The 22,116-nt window shown below is 65.6% G+C and carries 17 protein-coding genes; 8 read left to right on the top strand and 9 right to left on the bottom strand.

Annotation, left to right across the window (positions count from 1 at the left end; translation table 11 throughout):
- Nucleotides 1-121: 121 nt before the first annotated feature.
- From fhuF to N5C91_RS10405, 4 genes are all read right to left on the bottom strand, one after another.
- Nucleotides 122-877, bottom strand: coding sequence for a siderophore-iron reductase FhuF (gene fhuF, locus N5C91_RS10420; protein ID WP_279829410.1), 756 nt, complete (start codon nt 875-877; stop codon nt 122-124).
- Nucleotides 878-923: 46 nt separating this feature from the next.
- Nucleotides 924-1,910: a GNAT family N-acetyltransferase gene (locus N5C91_RS10415; protein WP_279829408.1), complete on the bottom strand. Its 987-nt coding sequence runs from the start codon at nt 1,908-1,910 to the stop codon at nt 924-926.
- Between the two features lie 98 nt (nt 1,911-2,008).
- Nucleotides 2,009-3,343 (bottom strand): SidA/IucD/PvdA family monooxygenase, encoded by a 1,335-nt coding sequence (locus N5C91_RS10410; protein ID WP_279829407.1) that lies wholly within the window; start codon nt 3,341-3,343, stop codon nt 2,009-2,011.
- A gap of 430 nt (nt 3,344-3,773) precedes the next feature.
- Nucleotides 3,774-4,268 (bottom strand): sigma-70 family RNA polymerase sigma factor, encoded by a 495-nt coding sequence (locus N5C91_RS10405; RefSeq protein WP_279829405.1) that lies wholly within the window; start codon nt 4,266-4,268, stop codon nt 3,774-3,776.
- A 138-nt stretch (nt 4,269-4,406) separates the two neighbouring features.
- On the opposite strand from N5C91_RS10405, the gene N5C91_RS10400 reads away from it, so the two are divergent.
- From N5C91_RS10400 to fhuB, 5 genes are all read left to right on the top strand, one after another.
- Complete coding sequence (locus N5C91_RS10400) at nt 4,407-5,432, top strand: FecR family protein (RefSeq protein ID WP_279829403.1); 1,026 nt, start codon at nt 4,407-4,409, stop codon at nt 5,430-5,432.
- Between the two features lie 259 nt (nt 5,433-5,691).
- Entirely contained in the window at nt 5,692-7,380 is a 1,689-nt protein-coding gene (locus tag N5C91_RS10395) for a cyclic peptide export ABC transporter (RefSeq protein WP_279829401.1), read from the top strand.
- A 154-nt stretch (nt 7,381-7,534) separates the two neighbouring features.
- Nucleotides 7,535-9,931, top strand: coding sequence for a TonB-dependent siderophore receptor (locus N5C91_RS10390; RefSeq protein ID WP_279829399.1), 2,397 nt, complete (start codon nt 7,535-7,537; stop codon nt 9,929-9,931).
- Nucleotides 9,932-10,091: 160 nt separating this feature from the next.
- Nucleotides 10,092-10,997 (top strand): ABC transporter substrate-binding protein, encoded by a 906-nt coding sequence (locus tag N5C91_RS10385; RefSeq protein ID WP_236202170.1) that lies wholly within the window; start codon nt 10,092-10,094, stop codon nt 10,995-10,997.
- Nucleotides 10,990-12,999: a Fe(3+)-hydroxamate ABC transporter permease FhuB gene (fhuB, locus tag N5C91_RS10380; protein ID WP_279829398.1), complete on the top strand. Its 2,010-nt coding sequence runs from the start codon at nt 10,990-10,992 to the stop codon at nt 12,997-12,999. The genes N5C91_RS10385 and fhuB overlap by 8 nt, the downstream gene beginning before the upstream one ends.
- Nucleotides 13,000-13,290: 291 nt before the next feature.
- On the opposite strand, the gene catA is transcribed toward fhuB, so the two are convergent.
- Together catA and hpaC are read right to left on the bottom strand one after the other, a co-directional pair.
- Nucleotides 13,291-14,223: a catechol 1,2-dioxygenase gene (gene catA, locus N5C91_RS10375; RefSeq protein ID WP_279829397.1), complete on the bottom strand. Its 933-nt coding sequence runs from the start codon at nt 14,221-14,223 to the stop codon at nt 13,291-13,293.
- A gap of 46 nt (nt 14,224-14,269) precedes the next feature.
- Entirely contained in the window at nt 14,270-14,791 is a 522-nt protein-coding gene (gene hpaC / locus N5C91_RS10370; RefSeq protein WP_024767261.1) for a 4-hydroxyphenylacetate 3-monooxygenase, reductase component, read from the bottom strand.
- A 265-nt stretch (nt 14,792-15,056) separates the two neighbouring features.
- On the opposite strand from hpaC, the gene N5C91_RS10365 reads away from it, so the two are divergent.
- Nucleotides 15,057-15,683, top strand: coding sequence for a response regulator (locus N5C91_RS10365; protein WP_024767262.1), 627 nt, complete (start codon nt 15,057-15,059; stop codon nt 15,681-15,683).
- Between the two features lie 15 nt (nt 15,684-15,698).
- Here the strand turns inward: N5C91_RS10365 and N5C91_RS10360 are convergent, their stop codons facing one another.
- Both N5C91_RS10360 and N5C91_RS10355 read right to left on the bottom strand, forming a co-directional pair.
- The gene (locus N5C91_RS10360; protein ID WP_279829396.1) at nt 15,699-16,694 is read right to left on the bottom strand and encodes an asparaginase; all 996 of its coding nucleotides are present in this window, start codon (nt 16,692-16,694) and stop codon (nt 15,699-15,701) included.
- Between the two features lie 90 nt (nt 16,695-16,784).
- Nucleotides 16,785-18,227, bottom strand: coding sequence for an alanine/glycine:cation symporter family protein (locus N5C91_RS10355; protein ID WP_236174944.1), 1,443 nt, complete (start codon nt 18,225-18,227; stop codon nt 16,785-16,787).
- A 168-nt stretch (nt 18,228-18,395) separates the two neighbouring features.
- Between N5C91_RS10355 and N5C91_RS10350 the strand changes: the two genes are divergently transcribed.
- Nucleotides 18,396-19,214 carry a helix-turn-helix transcriptional regulator gene (locus N5C91_RS10350; RefSeq protein WP_236174943.1) on the top strand — a complete coding sequence of 273 codons (819 nt, stop codon included), beginning with the start codon at nt 18,396-18,398 and terminating at the stop codon, nt 19,212-19,214.
- A 117-nt stretch (nt 19,215-19,331) separates the two neighbouring features.
- Here the strand turns inward: N5C91_RS10350 and N5C91_RS10345 are convergent, their stop codons facing one another.
- A complete protein-coding gene (locus N5C91_RS10345; RefSeq protein WP_236174942.1) occupies nt 19,332-20,216 on the bottom strand; it encodes a DMT family transporter in 885 nt (294 codons plus the stop codon).
- Nucleotides 20,217-20,753: 537 nt separating this feature from the next.
- Here N5C91_RS10345 and N5C91_RS10340 point away from each other — a divergent pair.
- Complete coding sequence (locus N5C91_RS10340) at nt 20,754-22,004, top strand: OprD family porin (protein ID WP_279829395.1); 1,251 nt, start codon at nt 20,754-20,756, stop codon at nt 22,002-22,004.
- Nucleotides 22,005-22,116: the final 112 nt, after the last annotated feature.

Below are 22,116 nucleotides of genomic sequence, written 5' to 3'. Positions count from 1 at the left end.
AAGACCTTTGCTTACTTTGGGTCTTTCCAAAGTGAGTCGCCCGAGGGGGCGAAACCAGATATTTCAACTCGCGCCGATGCGGCGCTGAAATCCAGCGTTGCGCGTACTTCCAGCTCTTAAGCTAGAGATCGCTGGGTTCTACCGGCGGCTCATCGATCAGCGGGCAATTATCGCAATTGCCCATCTCATCCAGGCGATAGCGAATGCAGCAGGTTCGCCGCTGCCGCCAGAGCCCGTCCGGGCGCTGCGCGCAGGACACCTCGACATACTGGATCGGCTTGTACAGCGGATTGCGCGTGCCATCCGGGCGGCGCTCGGTCTCCAGCAGCTCGCGACCGTGCCCGAGCATCGGTGCCAGCGGCGGCAACTTGCCCATCTCGCCGATGAACCACTCGAAGTAATTCCCGGCATTGCTCCAGAGCACCCTGGGCGACAGGCGCACCTCAGCGGCGAGGGTCTGGATGAAGGGCCGCAGGTGGCCTTCCAGCAGATGGGCAAAGCGCTGGAACGGATCTCCCGGCGGTGCAGCGAACTGCCCGCCCTCCCCCGGCAATTTGAAAGCCTCGGGAATGCCCGCGGCATCCAGCACCACTTCCACCTCGTCGAAGTCCAGCGGCAGCGAGCGGCCCAGCACCAACGCTGCGGCGACGACTGGCGGGATGATCCGCACCAGATACCACTTCGACCACTGCGAGGCCAGTGCGCGACGGTCGCCGTCGGCATGCGCGGGATCGAAGCGGCGCAGCACGCTGTCGAGCATCTCGCGCTCGAGCAGCGTGCGGGCCGGTACGGACGGGCGTGGGTCGTCGCGGGTCACCAGCACTTCGCGATAGCTGGCGAACTCGCCGAAGTACAGCGGCGCGAGGGCTGCGATCACCGGCAGCCCTCGGTCACACGGCCCTCGATCCAGCAGAGCAGCGCTATCAGCACAGCGTGCAACGCTCGAAGAAGGTTTCCCGGCTCTGCACCATCAGCGCGGCGCGCTTGTGCGGGAAGTTGAATTCCTTCTCGCGCCAGAAGCCCAGGCGCTGCATGTGGCCGATCATCTTCGCGTTATCGGCGCGCGGCTCGGCGACGATGCGCTGGGTGCGCGGGTCGTCCAGCAGCAGGTAGTGCACCAGGGCGGTCATCCAGCTTTCCACCTTGTGCGGGCCGCGATGGGATTCCTCGCCGACCAGCATGTGGATGCCGCGGTCGTAATCGCCCACTTCGTAGAACGGCGCGATGCGGTCTTCCTTGGCCCAGTAGGCTTCGTAGTAGGCGAAGGGCTGATCGTCGAAACAGCCGATCAGGGTAGTGGTGTGCGGGTCGGCAGCGGCTTTTTCCAGGTAGGCGCGGTGCTGTTCCAGGGTGCCGCCTTCCTGCCAGAACTCGAGCACGCGGGGGCTGTTCTGCCAGCGGTTGAAGCGCTCAAGGTCCAGTTCGATGTCCAGGCTGCGCAGGGAAATCCATTGCCCCAGCTTCACATCGAAGCGGCGATAGACTTCGCCCTGCGGCTTGGGTGCGCGCAGCGGATGACGACGGCCGCTGCTCATGCGATAGACCTGCGGGTAATCGGCACTGGCGATGCCCTTGTGCCAGGCAGCAGGCAATTGCCAGAACGTCGCACGCTCGATCTGCAGGCGCCCGCCAACTTCATCGCGGCTCACCAGGCCTTGCTCGAAGGCCTCGGCGGGCACGTTGGCGGCAGCGAACTGCACACGCTCGCTCTGCGGGTCACTGGCGAAGCTCCAATAGGCCAGGGCCCACAGGGCATCGCGACTGACTGCAGCGTCGAGCTGCCAGCACTCGCCTTCGCGTTGCGCCGTCAGCAATGGCTGGCCGTCCAGCAGCAGCGTCAGGCTCTGCGCGCCAAGGTCGGCGGAGAGCTGGCGGCCATCGGGCAACGGCAGGGAAAAGCTGGGTGTCATAGTGGGTACCCTTTGGTGAATGCAACGACCCCGCCCGTAAGACGAGCAGGGTCGGCAGGAATTTAGTCGGCCCGGAAATCAGTTCCGGGCCATTTGGCTCAGGCGCTTTCCGCGGTCAGCGGGCGCGTCGGCTTGTGCGCGGCTTCGTGCGGTGGCAGGTGCTCGAACAGCGACGCGGCGATTTCTTCCGCGCGCATCGGCAACACCGACAGCAGCGTGTCGCTCAGGCCGTGGCTGTCCTGGGTGAAGCCCTGCAGGTAGATGCCGGCATGCAGGCGCTCATCCGCCAGCACGCGGTAATCGCGGCCCACCTCGAAATCACCCAGGTAATCCTGCAGCGGTGCGAGCAGTTCGCGGTGCGATTTGCGCTCGTAACCGGTGGCGAGGATCACGGCGTCGTAGCGATGAGTTTCCACGGCGCCGGTAGCGCTGTCGCGCAGGGTCAGCTCGATGCCATCGGCGTCAGCCTTGGCGGCCTCGACATTGCGCCGGCAAAGGAAGGCATGGCGATCCACGCCCGCTACCTTCTGGCGGTAGAAGATGCCGTAGATGCGCTCGATCAGGTCAAGGTCGACCACCGAGTAGTTGGTGTTGTGGAACTCCTGGATGAGCTTCTCGCGCTCGGCCTTGGGCTCGTTGAACACCAGGTCGGTGTAGCGCGGGGCGAAGATTTCGTTGACGAAGGGGCTGTCGTCGGCCGGCTTGAGCACGGCGGCGCGCAGGACCATGTCGACCTGCACCGAGGGGAAGCTGTCGTTCAGGTCGATGAAGGCTTCCGCCGCACTCTGGCCGCCGCCGATCACCGCGATGCGCATCGGCTCGTTCTGGTTGCAGCGCTGCTTGGCCATGCACTCCAGGTAACGGGCGTGGTGGAACACGCGCGGGTCGTCACGCAGGTGGCTGAAGGCGGACGGGAAGCGCGGCGTACCGCCGGTGCTCACCACCACGCTGCGGGCCAGGCGGAAGCGCTCGTGGCCGCGGGCATCGGTGGACAGCACCTTGACCAGCTCGATGCCGTCCGGGCCCTGCACCGGCTCCACGCGGCTGACCGTCTCGCCACAGACGCGCTGCTCGGCGAACTGCTCGCTGACCCAGCGCAGGTAGTCGTTGTACTCCATGCGGCACGGGTAGAAGGTGCCCAGGTTGGTGAAGTCGATCAGCCGCCCCATCGCATGCAGGTAGTTGACGAAGCTGTAGGGGCTGGTGGGGTTGCGCAGGGTGACCAGGTCCTTGAGGAAGGAAATCTGCAGCTCGCTCTGTGCCACCAGGGTATTGCCGTGCCAGCGATAGTCGGCCTGCTTGTCGAGGAACAGCGCGTGGTAGTGGCGGCCCTCGCGTCGCGCCTGCTCCTGCAGGGCGATCGCCAGCGCCAGGTTGGAGGGGCCGAAACCGATGCCGAGCACGTCGTAGGTCGGGGTAATCATCTGGGTCATGGTGCCAATGTCCTGTATCGCGATGGCCGTGGGGCGGGATCACGCAGGAGGCGGCGGCTTACTGCTCTGCCCGGAGCGCCCCGCCATCCGGCGGTCGGCGCTCGCTCCTGCGTGTCGCCCGTGATTTGCGCTGTCGATAGCGCGTTATCTGGAGAGACGAGACAGGCTTTCGGAAATTTAGAATGATTCTCACTAAGTCATGAAAATTTCAGAATGACGGCGTGCCAGGCGGGGCTCGAAAAATGCGCAGGAGCCGCGCGGGACTAAATCCCGGCGGAGCTGGCGCGTCTTTCCATGTGAATGCATCAGCGTAGCGTAGGAGCGGACTCCGTCCGCGATGTGATGACCCCGCTCCCTGACCGATTGGAGTGGCAATGATTCGATCGCGGACGAAGTCCGCTCCTACGCGAGGGCGGCTGACGAACCGCGCCTAGCCCTGCCCGCCCCAGGCCCTGAGCCGCAGCCGGCAGTGCTTCATCGCGTTGACGATGTGCTTCTCCACCATGTCGCGGGAGATACCCATGGCTTCGGCGATCTCGACATGGCTGCAGCCATCGACCTTGCGCAGCAGGAAAGCGCGACGGCAGGCCTCGGGCAACTCCCTGAGGGCGCGCTGGAGCAATTGCAGTTGCTGCTGCCGGCTGGCCTCTTCCTGCGGGCAGCGCTCATCGAGGCAGCCTTCGCGGTCGAGGCTTTCCAGTTCTTCGGTGCGGCGCACGCGGCCACGCCGGTGCAGGTCGATGCTCAGGTTGACGGCAGTGCGATAGAGAAATGCGCGGGGTTGTTCGATATGCTCGTCACCCTTGCGGTCGAGCAGGCGCAGGAAAGCCTCCTGCGTCAGATCGGCAGCCACCTGCCGGTCGCCAAGGCGGCGATTGAGGTACAGGACCAATTCCTTGTAATAACGGATGAACGCGCTTTCCACCCCGTCGGGCATCCTATGAAAAACAGTCGAGGCTGTAGGCGCCTGCTGACAGTCCGAGTCAGGCTTATTTATAATCACTCGCATCAACGCGAAAAGAAAGTGTGATATCGGCCGCAAACGGCCTCACCGAGATTCCTGATGACCAGCTCCCCCGCCCCGTTCGACGATGACCGCGTCAGCGCCGAAGCCGCGCACTGGTGCGCGCGTCTGCACGATGAAGAGTGCAGCGATGCCGAGCGCGCCGAATTCGCGCAGTGGCTCGAAGTCGACCCGCGCCACGAGGAGGAGTACCAGGCGATGCTGGAGATCTGGCAGCTTTCGGAACTGCTGCCAGCGACTCCGCGAGTAGCGCCCGCCCCGATCGCAGCGACGCCTTCGAACGATCGCCGCCACAGCAGTGCCCGTCGCCCACGCCGTGGCAAGCGCATCGTCGCCGTGGCCGCTGGCATGCTGGTGGCCATTGGCGCCCTGTGGTCGGCCGGCTGGTCCGCTGGCTGGCTGCCGTCGAAGGTCGGCTACTACGCCGCGCAACCCGGCGCACGCGAGGTCGAGTTGGCCGACGGCTCGATAGTCGAGCTCAACAGCCATTCGCAACTGATCTTCGCCGACTTCCGCGATCGCCGCAGTGCCTGGCTGAAAAGCGGCGGCGAAGCATACTTCCGGGTCACCCACGACACCTTGCAGCCCTTCTCGGTCTACACCGACAACGGCAGCGTACGGGTCACCGGCACGCGCTTCAACGTCTGGACCGACCCGCACCAGATGCTGGTCACCCTGCTCGAAGGCTCGGTGGTGGTCAGCCCGCCCGACAGCGTCGACGGCAACAGCGCCCAGCTCACGCCGGGCATGCAGGCGCGCTACAGCCAGGGCAGCCAGCGCATCGAGCTGGCCCAGGTGGCGCCTGCGGGCGCCATCGCCTGGATCGAGGGCAAGCTGGTGATCGACGACCTGACGCTGCAAGCAGCCATCCCGCTGATCAATCGCTACCTCAAGCAGCCGGTGTTCCTCGACGATGCGACCGTTGCCGCCATGCGCATTGGCGGCATCTACCGCACCGACGACCTGCAGGCGCTGGTGGACTCGCTACCCAAGGTCCTGCCGCTGGAACTGCGCAAGGACCACCAGGGCCGCATGGTGCTCGCCAGCCGCTACGTTCAGCTCTAACCCCACTGTAGGAGCGGACTCTGTCCGCGATTGGCCTCGCTTCGCGCCGGACACCGATCGCGGACAGAGTCCGCTCCTACAGAGACCTCAGCATCTGTGCCGACTCATTTGCGATAAATTCGCAAATTCTCTTCAGTTTTCTCCCGGCTCATTCGTCTTGATAGCAACGATTCGGATTTGCCGATGATTTGCTGATTCGCGCGCCGTCTCGTCCCGTTGTGCGGCCTGCTTTCCGGCAGGCCGGGTCCAGGAAAAGACGATGCAGACACCCGCTCCAAGCGCCTTGCGCGAGATGCTCAAACTGCTGCGGCCGCACTGGCTGCCGCTGACCGCCGCCACCCTGCTGGGGATTCTCGGCGGCTCGGCCATCACCGCGCTGCTCGCCACCATCAACTACAGCCTGCATTCGCAGGGTGGCATGCCCGCCGGCCTGCTGCTGGGTTTCGCCGGGCTGTGCGTACTGGCGCTGCTGGGCTCGATCATTTCCGACATGGGCACCAATTACGTCGGCCAGCACGTGATAGCACGGCTGCGCAAGGACCTGGGCAGCAAGATCATTTCCGCGCCCATCGAGCAGATCGAGCGCTACCGCAGCCATCGCCTGATCCCCGTGCTGACCCACGACATCGACACCATCAGCGACTTCGCCTTCGCCTTCGCGCCGCTGGCCGTCGCGCTGACCACGACGCTGGGTTGCCTGGGCTACCTGGCCTGGCTGTCGCCGCCGATGTTCCTCGCCACCGCTATCGCCATCGTCGTCGGCAGCGCCGTGCAGTACGTCGCACGGGCCAAGGGCATCAAGGGCTTCTTCGAAGCACGGGACAAGGAAGACGAGCTGCAGAAGCACTACCGCGCCATCGCCGAGGGCGCCAAGGAGCTGCGCATCAGCCGCCCGCGCCGCTTCCAGCATTACAGCGAGCGCCTGCAAGGCACCGCCGACGAGATTTGCGACATCCAGCTGCGCTCGATCAACCTGTTCAACGTGGCCAAGGGTTTCGGTTCGACGCTGTTCTTCATCGTCATCGGCGTGGCCCTGGCCTACCAGTCGCTGTGGCCGAGCACCGACCAGGCGACGCTGTCCGGCTTCATCCTGGTGCTGCTGTACATGAAGGGCCCGCTGGAAGGACTGATCGGCCAGCTGCCGGTGGTCACCCGTGCACAGGTCGCGTTCCGCCGCATCGCCGAGTTGTCGGTGCGTTTCTCCTCCCCGGAACCGAACCTGCTGCTGGCCGACGATGGTCGCCCGGCACAGGAGTTCCACTCCATCGAGCTGCGCGACCTGGCCTACCACTACCCCACCGACGACGGTTCCAGTGGCTTCGCCGTCGGCCCGCTGAACCTGACGGTGAATCGCGGGGAAATCCTCTTCATCGCCGGCGACAACGGCTGCGGCAAGACCACCATGATCAAGCTGCTGCTCGGCCTCTACGCCCCGCGCGCTGGCGAGCTGCTGCTCAATGGCGAAGCGGTCGGCGATGGCAATCGCGACGACTACCGCCAACTGTTCACCACCATCTTCGCCGACTACTTCCTGTTCGAGGACCTGCTCAAGGGCAGCCAGGACATCCCGGTCGAAGCCGGTCGCTACCTGGAGCGCCTGGAGATCGCCCATAAGGTCAGCCTGCACGGCCAGGAGTTCTCGACGATCGACCTGTCCACCGGCCAGCGCAAGCGCCTGGCGCTGGTGCAGGCGTGGCTGGAGAAGCGCCCGGTGCTGGTGTTCGACGAATGGGCCGCGGACCAGGACCCCGAGTTCCGGCGGATTTTCTACACCGAGCTGTTGCCCGAGCTGCGCGCCCAGGGCAAGACGCTGATCGTGATTTCCCACGATGACCGTTATTTCAACGTCGCCGACCGCCTGCTGCGCATGCGCGCCGGGCAGATCGTGGCGGTCGAGGAGCAGCGCAGCGCAGCCACGCCTGGTGCTTCTGGCGTGGCGCTGCACTGACGGCCCGGCGGCCTGGATGGCCGCCTTTCCCGCGGTCGTCGCTCAGCAATAAAAAAAGATCGAACGGATTCTTCCGGTTTTTTTCAGCCGGCGCGTCACATAAAGCTGAATCATTCTTATTAGAAACTGCATTAAGATCATAGGAGCTAACAAAGTGAGTCGCACCCGCACTGCGCTGCAATCCCGGCACCCGGTGAAGCCCCTGGCCCGCCTGGTCCGCGCCACCGCCCTGGGGATGGTACTGGCGGCCTCCGCCGCCGAGGCCGCCCCGGTCCGTATCGACATCCCGGCCCAGTCGCTGGCCTCCGCCCTCACCAGCCTGGGTGCGCAGTCGAACCTGCAGATCGTCTTCAACCAGACCCAGGTGCAGAACCTGCGGGCGCCCGGTGTACGCGGCGAGATGGAGCCTACCCAGGCGCTGGAGCGTCTGCTGCAGGGCACCGGCATCAAGTACCAGGTGGAAGGCAGCCGCGTGACCCTGCTGGGCGCCGACTCCGCCAGTGGCGACACCCTGAACATGTCCGCCCAGGTCATCACCGGCACCGTCGAGGGTGAAGACAGCTATGTGCCGCGCACCTCCAACAGCGGCAGCAAGACCGACACCCCGCTGCTGGAAATCCCCCAGTCGATCTCGGTGATCACCCGCAAGCAGATGGACGCCCAGGGCGCCCAGACAGTAACCGAAGCGCTGCGCTACGTGCCGGGCGTCAAGGTGGAAGCCTATGGCCTGGACCCCAAGGGCTTCGACTGGATGTACATCCGCGGCTTCAACGCGCAGGCCACCAGTGACTACCTCAACGGCCTGCGTCAGCAGAACAACAGCTATGCGTTCTTTCGCAGCGAGCCCTATGCCTTCGAGCGTATCGACGTGGTGCGTGGCCCGTCCTCCAGCCTGTTCGGCCTGGGCGACGCCGGCGGCATCGTCAACCGCGTGAGCAAGAAACCCACTGCCAATCACATCAACGAAGTCCAGCTGACCGGCGGCAACCATGACCGCAAGCAGGGCCAGTTCGACCTCGGCGGCGCCCTGGACGAGCAGAACCAGTTCCTCTACCGCGTGGTGGGCCTGGCCCGCGATGCCAACACCCAGGCCGAATACGACGACGGCCACGAGGTCGAGGACGACCGCTACTACATCGCCCCGTCCTTCACCTGGGCGCCGGACGAAGACACCAGCCTGACCGTGCTCACCGACTTCCTGCGTGACCGCAACTCCGGCTCGATCTTCGACTACAGCGTCAACGGCCACACCACCGGCACGTTGCTGGGCGACCATAGCTACAACCACTTCAGCCAGGACCAGTACACCCTCGGCTACGAGTTCCGCCATCGCTTCGACGATGTCTGGGAGTTCCGCCAGAACGCGCGTTATGGCCAGGTCGACCTGGTGTTCGCCAACCTGTTGCCGCAAGCCCAGGTCGGTCGCAACATCATCCGTACCGCCGACCGTTTCGACCAGCACATGGACACCTTCAACCTGGACAACCAGCTCCAGGCCAACTTCGACACCGGTTCCATCAAGCACACCCTGCTGATGGGCGTCGATTACAGCTGGCAGGACGCCGACATCGCCCGCTGGCGCACCCTCGGCCCGTCGCTGAACCTGGACAACCCGCAGTACGGCCAGAGCGTGCAGCGCCCGACCAAGGACACCACCCTCCCCGGCCAGGCGATCGACTACAACCAGAACATCGAGCAGGTCGGCGCCTACCTGCAGGATCAGGTCAAGTTCGACGACCACTGGATCCTCACCGCCGGTGGCCGCTACGACTACGTGCGCAATGACCTGGACAGCCATACCGGCGCGCACAGCATGCAGAAGGACAACGCCTTCACCGGCCGCGTCGGCGTGACCTACCTGACCGACTTCGGCCTGGCGCCCTACGTCAGCTACTCCGAGTCCTTCGTGCCGAACTCCGGCCTCGGCCCGGATGGCGGCGCGTTCAAGTCCAGCGAAGCCCACCAGTACGAGGCCGGCGTGAAGTTCCAGCCGGACGAGACGCTGCTGATCACCCTGGCCGCCTACGAGCTGACCAAGGAAAACATCCTCACCCCGCAGCTCAGTGCCAACGGCGTGCCGACTGGCTTCAACGAGCCCACCGGCGAGCAGCGCTCGCGCGGCATCGAGGCCGAGCTGAAGGCCAAGCTGGATGAGAACTGGGACCTGCTGGCTTCCTACACCTACACCAAGGCCAAGATCACCAAGAGCAACGACGCCAACGAGGGCAACCGCCCGGCCAACGTACCCGAGCACATGGCCAATGGCTGGCTGAACTACACCTTCCACGAAGGCGCGGTCGACGGCCTCTCCATCGGCGGCGGCGTGCGCTACACCGGCTCGCTCTACGGCAACAACGCCAACACCTACCACGTCGACAACTACACCCTGTTCGACGCCGGCGTGAGCTACCCGCTGAACAAGAACGTGACCCTCTCGGTGAACGCGCAGAACCTGCTGGACGAGGACTATGCCGCCACCTGCGACAGCCCGATCTCCTGCTACCCGGGCCTGCGCCGCACCGTCATGACCAGCGTGAAGTACAGCTGGTAAGGCACCGACGGCAGCGGCCCCGTGTCGCTTCCGTCCGCTGCTCCCGGGCTCCCTGTTCGCAGGGGGCCCTTTGTTGTTTCAAGAGCCGGTAGTTCCAAGAATCGGTAGTTTCAAGAATCGGCTGTTTCAAGAGCCTGTTGTTTCACGCGAGGAGTAGTGCATGTCCCTCACCCGTCGCCACCTGCTGCAGCGCCTTGCCCTGGGCGGACTGGCCTGCGCCTGCGGCCTACCGGTTTTCGCCGGTGAGCGCCTGACGCGGATCGTCGCGCTCAACTGGGTGGCCGCTGAAACGCTGCTAACCCTGGGGGTGCCGCCCCTGGCGATTTCCGACGACCGCTACTACCGGGTGCGCATGCCGACGATGGCGTTGCCCGACAGCGTGCGTGACGTGGGCCCGTACTGGGAACCGAACCTCGAACTGATTCAGCAGCTGCAGCCACAGCTGATCCTCAGCGACCCGATGACGCCAACCTTGCAGCGCCGACTCAACGGTATTGCGCCGACCGAAAAGGTCGCCATCTACCCGGCTGCCGAGGGCGCCTGGAAGGCCACGACCGACTTCATGAATGACCTGGCGCGGCGATTGGGCGTCGAGCAGGTCGCTGCCGACTACATCGCTGCCGGCGAACAGCGCCTGGCCGAACTACGCGCCAAACTGGCCAACCGCAGCCTGCCGCCGGTCTGCGTTGCCGTGCTCAACCAGGACGGCCGCCACGCCGCTGTCTACGGCAGGAACAGCATGGTGCAGGACGTGCTCGACCGCCTCGGCGTCGAGAATGCCTGGCAAGGGCCAGTCGGCCCGGTGGGGCTGGCCATGGTCAGCATCGAGCGGCTGGCCGAGCGCCCGGACGCGCACCTGGTCTACGTCGACATCCCCACCACCTCGGCGCGCCTGCAGAGCCTGCGGCAGCCCAACGACCTCTGGGCCAACCTGCCCGCCGTGCGCCAGGGCCATACCCTGACGCTGCAGCGCTTCTACCCCTACGCCGGCGCGGCTTCGGTGCTGGACCTCGCCGAGCGCATCGCGGCCTACCTGGACAGCGCCACGGAGGTCGCCCATGTCTGAATCGACCCTGGGCCTCGCAGCCCCGCGCAACGGCCTGCCGCTGGGTCCGGCGATCTGCACGCTGGTGCTGGCGATCCTCGCGGGCCTGCTGGTCTTCCACGGCCTGCAAGGCGCCCTGCCCCGCGAACTCTGGTGGCAGGCGCTGTGGTCGCCGGACCTGGACGACGTGCGCCAGGTGCTGCTGCATTTCAGCTTCTTCCCGCGCCTGGCGGTGAGCCTGATGGCCGGGGCCGCGCTGGCCCTGGCCGGCACGCTGTTCCAGCAGATACTGCGCAACCCGCTGGCCGAACCGGTGACGCTGGGTGTTTCCGCCGGCGCCAACCTGGCGCTGTCGGCCGCCACCATCTTCGCCCCGACGCTGCTGGTGCATGGCCTGGAAGCCGTCACCCTGACCGGCGCCGCGCTCGCCACGGCCCTGCTGTTCGCCTTTGCCTGGGGTCGCACGCTGTCGCCGCTGCGTTTCATCCTCGCCGGCATGGTCATCAGCCTCTACTGCGTGTCGCTCAACGCGCTGCTGGTGCTGTTTAACCACGACTACCTGATCGACCTGCTGCTCTGGCAGGCCGGCTCGCTGAACCAGAGCGGCTGGGACGGCGTGCTGTACCTCGCCCCGCGCCTGGCGGTAGCTATGGTCATCGCCCTGCTGATGGTGCGCCCGCTGGCAGCCCTGGGCCTGGAGGATGAAGGCGCGGCGGCGGTGGGCGTCAACCTGCGCCGCACCCGCGTGCTGGGCCTCGCCGTGGCCGTGGCGCTGAGTGCCTTCGTGACCAGTGCGGTGGGCATGCTCGCCTTCGTCGGTCTTGCCGCTCCCGCCATTGCCCGGCTGTGCGGTGCCCGCACGCTGAAGCAACGGCTGATCTGGGCGCCGCTGCTGGGCGCCGCGCTCCTTTGCGTGGTGGACCAGATCGCCCGCGAACTATCGCGCTTCGCCGGGGAGATTCCCGCCGGCATCCTTACCGGCATTTTCAGCGTGCCGCTGCTGCTGTGGCTGCTCAGTCGCCAGCGCAGCGGCGGGATCATCCCGCGACCGGCGCCGGCCCAGCCGCAACGGCAACATCCTAGGCGGCTGATCATCGGCATGGCCGTCCTGCTCGCCTTGCTGACCCTGCCGGCGATCTACTTCGCGGTGGACGCCAACGGCTGGCACTGGGGCGACGCTGGGCTCAGCGACGCCATCGCACAATGGCGCGTACCCCGCGTGCTCGGCTCGCTCGCCGCCGGCGCCATGCTGGCCGTCGCCGGCCTGCTGGTGCAGCGCCTGACCGGCAACCCCATGGCCAGCCCGGAAGTGCTGGGCGCCACGTCCGGCGCGGCCATCGCCGTGCTGGTGCTGTTCCTGGTGATGCCGCAGCCGCAGACCTACATGGTGCCGGCGGCCAGTATTGGCGCACTGCTGACGCTCGGCCTGCTGCTGTGGTTTGCCTGGCGCAGGACCTTCAATGCCGAGCGCCTGCTGCTCACCGGCGTGTGCCTGACCACCCTGCTGCATTCGTTGAGCACGCTGCTACTGGCCAGCGGTGACCCGCGCATGACCGCGATGATGAGCTGGATGACCGGCTCGACCTACCAGGTGGATGTGACGTCCGCGAGCACCGGGCTGGCCGTCGGTGCCGTGATGATCGGGGTGAGCCTGTTGCTGGCCCGCCCGCTGGACCTGCTGACCCTCGGCAACGGCACCGCCACCGCGCTGGGCTTGCGGTTGCGCGGCAGTCACCTGGCAATCCTGCTGACCGCCGCCGTGCTGACCGCCACCGCGACCATCATCGTCGGCCCACTGAGCTTCGTCGGCCTGATCGGCCCGCACATCGCCCGCCACCTCGGCGTGCGCCGCGCCGCGCCGCAACTGCTGCTGAGCGCGCTGGCCGGTGCCTTGATCATGGTGATAGCGGATTGGCTGGGTCGCAACATTGCCTATCCCTGGCCGGTCTCGGCGGGCTTGCTGGCGGCGTTCATCGGTTGCCCGTACTTCCTTTGGCTGATGCATCGGGAGCGTCGGGGCTAAAGCGGGCAAGAGCGAGCCTGCTCGCGAATCGCACGCGCCGATGCATCGGCATGGATGGAAAACCATCGCGGACGAAGTCCGCTCCTACGCACCTTGCGAGAAAGGCTCCGAGGGCGTAGGAGCGGACTGCGTCCGCGATTGCTCCCCGGCCTGACCGAGGCGAGCAGCGAGCTGGGTAGGATGGGTGGAGCGCAGCGATACCCATGCTGCCAGTGCATGGATTGATGGGTATCGCTTCGCTCCACGCCATCCTACGGCGGGGTCATCGGCAGGGTCAGAGCAGTTAGAGAATCAGGCTTCCTGCAAGGCGCGAGGACGATTGCTGCGGTCTTCCGCGTCGGCACTGACCGCCTGCTGCAGCTGGAAATCGAACTCGATCTCGGCGAAGCGCCCTTCCACTCCGCGCGCCTTGGCGGCGGCTGCGTCCTCGACGAAACGCACCTCGCCGATCAATCCATCACGGGTGGCGTAGGCGAAGTCGTCCCACAGGTACTGGTCGCCGGCCAGGTTGATCTGCGTGGTCAGGTGGCGATGCCCTGGCGCGGAGATGAAGAAGTGGATGTGCGCCGGGCGCTGGCCGTGGCGGCCTAGCTGGTTCAGCAGCTCCTGGGTCGGGCCGTCCGGCGGGCAGCCGTAGCCGCTGGGCACGATGCTGCGCGCCTGGTAGCGGCCTTCGGCGTCGGTGACGATGCGCCGGCGCAGGTTGTACTCGGACTGGGTGCTGTCGAAGTAGGAGTACGTGCCCTTGGTGTTGGCGTGCCAGAGGTCGACCACGGCGCCGGCCAGCGGCTTGCCGTCGAGGTCGAACACGCGGCCGGAGAGGAACATCACGGTGCCGGCGTCTTTTCCATCGTCCATGCGCGCCTCGCCTTCGGACAGCGGCGCACCGGCCACGTACAGCGGGCCTTCGATGGTGCGCGGGGTGCCGCCTTCGATGCCGACGGCGGCGTCCTGGGCGTCCAGCAGCAGGTCGAGGTAATGCTCGATGCCCAGGCCGGCAACCACCAGGCCGGCTTCCTGGCGAGCGCCCAGGTGGTTGAGGTAGTCCACGGCTTTCCAGAACTCGTCCGGGGTGACGTGCATGTCCTCGATGAGCTTCGCGGTGTCCTGCAGGATGCGCAGGACGAGGCTCTTCACCCGCGGGTTACCGGCATCGTTCAGGGCGCCGCTGGCCTCTTCGAAGAAGCTCTGGATATCGGCAGTCTGGGAAATCTTCACGGTCATGCTGAATCACCTCGTTCTTGTTATTGATCTCGAAAACCGCAGGGGGTCAGCTCGCGCAGCGCACGGCCTCGCGGTCGACGCGATGGAACACGCGGTTGAAGTACACCAGGCTGTCCTGGCGCTCGCGCACCGCGACCTTTTCCAGCTCGACGAACATCACGGTGTGCGAGCCGACTTCCTTGCAGTCGCTGATCCGCCCTTCCAGGCTGACCAGTGCCTGGCGCAGCACTGGCAGGCCGGCGTAGCCGTCGTCCCAGAGATCCCAGGCGAAGCGTTCTTCCATGGACACCTTGGTCATCCCGGCGAAGTGCTTGGCCAGCTCTTCCTGCTCGCCACAGAGCACGTTGACGCACAGGTGGCCGTTGCTGCGGAACACGTCGTGGGTGGCGCTGCCGCGGTTGACGCAGACCAGCACGGTGGGTGGCGAGTCGGTGACCGAGCAGACCGCGCTGGCGGTGATGCCGCAGCGGCCTTCCGGGCCATTGGTGGTAATGATGTTCACCGCCGCCGGCAGTTGCGCCATGGCGTTGCGGAAATCGATCTGGGTCTGGCTGAGGGTGTTGGCCATGTCATCGCCCCTTGTGCTGGAGTGGCCGGCACGCCCGGCCTTTCTTGTATGGGGCCAGCGTAGGGCAGCGCCAGGGCGCGAAACATTCAGACGATTACCACGCCAGAGGGTGGTGGCCGCTAGTCATGTAGGTGGTTTCTTTATCGTCAGCATCGCCGACTATGGGTATGCTCCGGGGCATGCCATTGCGGCGACCGGGCCAAAGCCCGGCGTACGCGGCCTACGTGCAGCTCTACAACGATAAAAAAGAAAGTGGCAACGCCTGATGGATGCTAGAAAACCCGTGGTCTACATCGTCGACGACGACAAGGACCTGCGTACCTCCCTCGCCTGGCTGCTCGAATCGGTCAGCATCGAATCGCTGTGCTACGGCGGCGCCGAGGAGTTCCTGCGCGAATACGACCCCAAGCTTCCCGCCTGTCTGGTGCTCGACGTGCGCATGCCCGAGACCAGCGGCTTCCAGCTGCAGGAGATGCTCAACGACAAGGGCATCGCCCTGCCGACCATCTTCGTCACCGCCCACGGCGATATCCCGATGTCGGTGAAGGCGATGAAGAACGGCGCGCTGGATTTCGTCGAGAAGCCCTACAACCCGCAGCAGATGCTCGATCGCATCCAGGCGGCGCTGAAAAGCGCAGTGCAGGTGCATGCCGGGCAGGAGCAGAAGCAGGTCCTGCAGCACAAGCTGGACCTTTTGACCGGGCGGGAGCGGGAAATCCTGATGATGGTGGTGGACGGCAAGGCCAGCAAGGTCATCGCCCGCGAGCTGAATATCAGCGTCAAGACGGTCGATGTGCACCGCACCAAGATCAAGGAAAAGATGGGCGTGAGCAGCATCGCCATGCTGGTGCGCGAAGTGCTCAACGTGCCGCTGGAAGAATCGCGCCCCTGAACGGGGCGCCTTCCTTTACTCGGTGTCGACGCGCTCGCCGCACAGGTCGAGGGCGAACAGGCGTTCCACCTCGTCTTGCGCCAGACCACTGCCGATCAGGCTGAACAGCTTACCCAGCGCGGCTTCGCGGGTCATTCCCCCTCCCGACACCAATCCGGCATCGCGCAGGCGGCTGCCCGCGGCATAGACGTCGAACGCCACGTGCCCTTGCGGACACTGGCTGATGGCGGGCAACACCACGCCACGGGCGTGCGCCTCACGCAATACCGCCAGCAATTCCTCGTTATCCGACGGACCGGTGCCACTGCCGTAGCACTCCAGCAACAGCGCCTGTACGCCACTGCCCAGCAACGCGCGCAGGTGTTCGGCACGCAGGCCGGGGAACAGCGGCAGCACCGAGAGGTTCACCGGTTGGCGCGGCTGGCGGTAATCCAGTTCGCCAGGAAGCAGCGCCGCACGCTCACCCTTGCGCTCGCGCGGCAGTACCGCGAAGGCATCGAAGGCCTCGCTGCGCAGCTTGGTGACGCGCGCGCCATGCATCAGTTCGCCATTGAAGTACAACCAGACGCCCGGCTCGACGCCGGACTCCAGTGCCTTCAGCGCGCCCAGCAGGTTCGCCGGCGCATCGCTGCCCGGCGCGCCCATCGGCTGCATGGAGCCGCTGAACACCACGGGGACGCCCAGACCCAGCAGCAGGAACGACAGCGCGGCGGCGCTGTAGGCCAGGGTGTCGGTGCCGTGCAGCACCAGCACACCGTCATGACCGCCCTGCTCCACCGCATTGACGATGGCGTCGCGCATGGCCAGCCAGTTGGCCTGGGTCATGTTGGCGCTATCGAGCAGCGGGCGCAGCTCGGCGAAGGACCAATCCAGGCATATCTCCTGGTGGCCTTGCAGTTGCTCGCGCATGCGCGCTTCGAAACCGCCAGCCGGCGCCAGGCCTTCGGCGGTCTGCAGCATGCCGATGGTGCCGCCGGTATAGAGGACGAAGAGGTTCTTCACGCGACGCATGCCAGTGCTCTTGTAGGAAAGTTCACAGGATAAACCGCGAGGCCGGGAGAAGTCCCGGCCTCGCTTGTCAGACCTTGGTCCGAGGCAGGATCAGCCCTGGGCCGGCAGGCTGCCGTGGGCCGGAGCGGTGGCGTTGATCTTGTGCGCGTCGCGCCAGGCGTCGTGGTCGATGTCCAGGTCGGCGAACTTGCTGGCGTCGAACACCGGGCGCTCGATGCCGGCACGGCGCTGCTCGTCGTAATCGCGCATTACGCGCAGGCCGGTCTTGATCAGCATCGCCAGGGCCACCAGGTTGACGAAGGCCAGGCAGGTCATGGTGATGTCGGCGAAGGCGAACACGGTACCCAGGTTCTGCATCGAGCCCCAGAGGATCAGGCCCAGCACCAGGATGCGGAAGGCGATCAGCGCAGAGCGGCTGCGGCCGACGATGAACTGCAGGGCGTTCTCGCCGAGGTAGTAGTTGTAGGTGATGCAGGTGAACACGAACAGCGACAGCGCGACGCTGACGAAGATTCGCCCCCAGTCACCGACCACGGCGGCCAGCGAGTTCTGCGTCAGGGTGATGCCGTCGCCTTCGAAGCCCGGGGTGTAGAAGCCCGAGAGCAGGATCAGCAGCGCGGTGCAGGTGCAGATGACGAAGGTGTCGAGGAACACGCTGAACGCCTGGACCACACCCTGCGACGCCGGGTGACGCACGGCGGCGACGGCGGCGACGTTCGGCGCACTGCCCAGGCCCGCTTCGTTGGCGAACACGCCACGCTTCACGCCCATCACGATGGCGCTGCCGAGCAGGCCGGCGAAGGCCGGTTCCAGGCCGAAGGCGCTCTTCACGATGGTGCTCAGCATTCCCGGCACCAGTTCGATCTGGGTGACGATCACGTACAGGGTCACGGCGATGTAGGCCAGGGTCTTCACCGGCACCAGCAGGTCGGAGACCGCGGCGATGCGCTGGATGCCGCCGAAGAACACGATGGCCAGCAGCACGGCCAGGGCGATGCCCGAGTACAGCACCGGGATGTCGAAGGCATTCTGCAGCGAGTGGGTCACGGTGAAGGCTTGCAGGCCGTTGAAGGCGAAGCCGTAGGTGACCAGCAGCAGGACCGCAAAGGTCATGGCCATCCAGCGCAGCTTCAGGCCGTGCTGGATGTAGTAGGCCGGGCCGCCACGGTACAGGCCGTTGCCGTCGCTGCGCTTGTAGACCTGGGCCAGGGTGCACTCGAAGAAGCTGCTGGACATGCCCACCAGCGCGGTGACCCACATCCAGAACACGGCGCCCGGACCACCGAGGGTCACGGCGATGCCGACACCGGCGATGTTACCGGCGCCCACGCGACCGGCGAGGGACAGCATCAGGGCCTGGAACGAGCTCAGCTGGCCCGACTGGCCGCGAATCGACTCCTTGAACACGCCGAACATGTGGCCGAAGTGGCGGAACTGGACGAACCGGGAGCGGATGGTGAAATACGCGCCGAGTCCTACGATGAGGACGATGAGGACTTTCCCGGAGAGGAAATCGTTGATCGCGTCGAGCATGTGCTGGGGCCTCGATTGTTATTGTGGGAGCACGGACCTGGGGCTGGTCCGCTCACTAGGGGCGCATGGTTGCGCCCGAAGCCTCCTGAAACAATTTCGCGGCTTGCTACGAATTGACGCCACTTGGCGCTATTATGGCGTCAGTCGCATCACCTGGACCTGGCACTGATGTCCGAAAACCTTGGCCCCAACCTCAAGCTGCTGTGCGCCCATTACCGCTCTATTTCGGAGGTTTGCCGCAAGCTTTCGATCAACCGTGCGCAGTTCAACAAGTACCTCGGCGGACAGAGCCAGCCCACCGCATACAACCTCAAGCGGATTGGCGATTTCTTCGGCGTCGAGGACTACGAGTTGCAACTGCCGCCCGAGCAGTTCGCCCGGCTGATCGGCGCGCGCGGCACTTCGCCGGCCAATGTGCAGCGCAATGACCCGCTGCTGGAAATGCTCCAGCCGTTGCGCGACCACGCGGGCAATCTGTCGCGCTATTGCGGCTACTACTTCGAGTATTCCAACTGCATGTCGGTGCCGGGATCGATCCTGCTGTCGCTGGTGCACCTGTATGAACAGGACGGCAATTTCCTCTTCGAGCGCCAGGAACGCCAGGAGCGTTCCAGCAGCACCGATGTGCAGGCCGAGGACTGGGTGCGCTGCCGCTACCTGGGCGCGGCCTTCCAGCTGCAGGACCGGCTATTCCTGATGGACTACGAGTCGCTCACCGTCAACGAGATGAGCCAGACCATCCTCATTCCCAGCTTCAAGAGCCGTATCACCCGCCTGAACGGGCTGAAGACCGGTGTCTCCAGCGGCGACCGGCGCACCCCGGCCTGCACCCGTGTGGTCTGGGAATACCTGGGCCAGGAGATCAACCGGATCAGCGCCTACCGCCAGGTGAAGCTTTACCAGCCAGACGACCCGCGCATCGACGACGACGTGCGCCAGCGCCTGCAGGTCGGGCCGATCCGCCACGGCTTGTTCGAGATCGAGTAGCCCCGCCCGGCGCTATTGCTTTTCTGTAGGAGCGAGCTTGCTCGCGAACAGCCCAGTGTCGGAGCAACCGGTGAAGCCGTTCGCGAGCAAGCTCGCTCCTACGGCAACGGTATCGCCCTACCCCTTGCGGCTCTGCAGCCAGGCCGCGGCCAGCCCGCTGCCGCAGATCACCGCGATCCCCAGCAGCGCCGACGGCTCCGGCGTATGGCCGAAGATCACGAATCCCAGCAGCCCGGCGAAGACGATCTGGCAATAGCTGAACGGCGCCAGCAGTGCCGGCGCGGCATGCTTGAACGCCTGGGTGAGGAACAGGTGCGCGGTCATCCCGCAGGTGCCCAGGGCCAGCATCATCAGCCCATGGACCAGCCCCGGCCACTGCCAGAAGAACGGCACCAGCGCGCTGACGATCAGGGTGTTGCACAACCCGGCGAAGAAGTTGCTGGTGGTCGGGCTGTCCACCTGGCTGAGCTTGCGGGTCAGCAGCTGGTAGACGCTGAAGCACAGCGCCGAACCGAATGGCAGCAGCACCGCCGGGGTGAACAGCTCACCGCCGGGGTGGACGATTATCAGCACGCCGATGAAGCCGACGATGACCGCCGCCCATTGGCCGAAACTGACCCGCTCACCGAGCAGCGGCACCGACAGCGCCGTTACCAGCAGCGGCGCGAGGAAGTTCACCGAGGTCGCCTCGGCCAGCGGGATGTACTGCAGGCCGGTGGTGAACAGGAAGCTGGTACCCAGCAGGCACAGCGCCCGGGCCGTCTGCAGGAACGGGTGGCGGGTGCGCAGCACTGCAAGCCCCGCGCGCGGCAGGAAGATGCCCGCCATCAGCAGCGTGTGCACCACATAGCGCGCCCACACCACCATGACGATGGGATAGATGCTCGCCAGGTACTTGGACAGCGCGTCGTGGCTGGAGAACAGGAAGGTCGCCAGGACAATGAGCAGGATGCCCTTGAAGGGCTGGTGGACGCCGGACAACGGCGATTGGCTGGTACTCATCGACTCACGGATTCACTAGGCAGATGCGGCCGGCACGGGGCCAACACGGAGAGCAGGACAGCCTAGCAGGAGGCTCTGCAGAAAGAATCCGCCACGCCGCTGCCCGAGCACCTCGCGGGTCCGCTGAAAGGCCGGGCGATACGCGTCCCGCTCGGCGTTGTGCCAGGCATCCTACGCGCAATACCCGCGGAGGAATGTTCCATTTGGTTAATTCATGTTCGAACAGCGAACGCTTACGCCTCGGGCGAATTGCGGCGGGCCGCCGCGGAACACCACTATGGACCCAGCCGCCGCCTCGATGCGGCGCCAACAACTATAAGAAAGGTCCGTTCACATGCTCACCCTCACCCCCACCCTGGCACGCCTGCGCGCGTGCATCGCCCTCCTCCGCGCCCTTCCGCAGATTCCTGTCGCGCCTGGCTGACCGCCCAACCCGCGAGCTCTGACCGATTTCGCCCGCCATTCGCCGCGCTCGAACGAGCCCGGCGCAGGCCTCCGTTCGCCCCGAACAACGACAAGAATGCCGAGGGAACACCCATGATCCGCCACCTGCCCCGCCTCGCCATCGGTGCCTGCCTGTTGCCCGCCCTGCCCGTGCTGGCCAGCGCCAACGAAGGCAGCTTTCTCGAAGATGCCAAGGCCAGCCTGTTGCTGCGCAACTTCTACATGAACCGCAATTACGTCGGCGAAGCCCGCCAGGACAAGGCTGAGGAATGGACCCAGAGCTTCATCCTCGACGCCCGCTCCGGTTTCACCCAGGGCACCGTCGGGCTCGGCCTGGACGTGCTCGGGCTTTACAGCCTGAAGCTCGATGGCGGCAAGGGCACGGCCGGCACCCAATTGTTGCCGACCCACGACGACGGCCGCCCCGCCGACGATTTCGGCCGTCTGGCGGTGGCCGGCAAGGCCAAGGTATCGAACAGCGAATTCAAGCTCGGCGAATGGATGGTGGTGTTGCCGATCCTGCGCTCGGACGACGGCCGTTCACTGCCGCAGACCTTCCAGGGCGCCCAGGTCACCGCGAAGGAAATCGACGGCCTGACCCTCTACGGCGGCCAGTTCCGCCAGAACAGCCCGCGCAACGACGCCAGCATGCAAGACATGTCGCTGTTCAACCGCCCCGCCTTTACCTCGGACCGCTTCAACTTCGCCGGTGGCGAATACCGCTTCAACGGCGACCGCACCCTGGTCGGCCTGTGGGGTGCGCAGCTGAAGGACATCTACCAGCAGCAATACCTGCAACTGCAGCACAGCCAGCCACTGGGCAATTGGGTGCTCGGTGCGAATATCGGCTATTTCTGGGGCAAGGAGGATGGCAGCGCCAAAGCCGGCGACCTCGACAACCGCACCTTCTCCGGGATGTTCTCGGCCAGGTACGGTGCGAGCACCTTCTATCTCGGCCTGCAGAAGGTCATGGGCAAGGACGAGTGGTTCCGCGTCAACGGCACCAGCGGCGGCACCCTGGCCAACGACAGCTACAACGCCAGCTACGAAAGCGCGAAGGAGCGCTCCTGGCAGCTGCGCCATGACTACGACTTTGCCGGCTTCGGCATTCCTGGCCTGACCCTGATGAACCGTTACATCCACGGCGACAACGTGCACAACGCCAGCACCGCCGACGGCAGCGAATGGGGCCGCGAGAGTGAACTGGCGTACACGGTGCAAAGCGGCACCTTCAGGACGCTGAACGTCAAGTGGCGCAACTCCACCCTGCGCCGCGACTGGGGCAGCACCAACAGTTTCGACGAGAACCGGCTGATCATCAGTTATCCGCTGTCATTGCTCTGATGCTCGCCTTGCGCCGAACTCACCGACGCCCGTAGGAGCAACTGTCTTCTCTGGATAGCCCGTCGCTGTGTTGTCCCCCCTCACCCCAACCCTGACTGCGCGCCCCGCTCCT

It is taken from the genome of Pseudomonas sp. GD03903 (genome assembly GCF_029840045.1).
Taxonomy (GTDB): domain Bacteria; phylum Pseudomonadota; class Gammaproteobacteria; order Pseudomonadales; family Pseudomonadaceae; genus Pseudomonas; species Pseudomonas pseudonitroreducens.
The sequence above is the reverse complement of the archived record's forward strand: the minus strand, read 5'-3'. Positions and strand labels throughout refer to the sequence as shown.